At 42.6% G+C, this 270-nt stretch carries 1 protein-coding gene; it reads right to left on the bottom strand.

Annotated elements, in window-relative coordinates; translation table 11 throughout:
• Positions 1 to 270: hypothetical protein (locus AAEZ06_RS27335; RefSeq protein ID WP_350617238.1), on the bottom strand; the 270-nt coding region annotated here is incomplete at both ends.

The raw sequence follows: 270 nt of genomic DNA, 5'->3' as shown, positions 1-270 counted from the left end.
GCTCTAAGCTATCATTTTTCTCAGCTAAATTAGCAATCATCGATAATGCATGTGCTTGTTGGTCAACGACCTTATCTTTTGGTGTTGCCGCAGTACCATCTCGCAACCAATTATCATCGGTATCGCTAACATTTTGATTGTGCTGCTGATTATGTAGATTATACCAAGCCAAATCATGATGTAGCGCGACCACATCACCCATGATAAGTAGGGCGGGCGTGGGTAGCTGATTCTGTTCTTGCAATTCAACAATAGTTGCAAGCGTTCCTA

The sequence above is a fragment of the Pseudomonas sp. HY7a-MNA-CIBAN-0227 genome (genome assembly GCF_040310325.1).
Lineage (GTDB): Bacteria > Pseudomonadota > Gammaproteobacteria > Pseudomonadales > Pseudomonadaceae > Aquipseudomonas.
The sequence above is the reverse complement of the archived record's forward strand: the minus strand, read 5'-3'. Positions and strand labels throughout refer to the sequence as shown.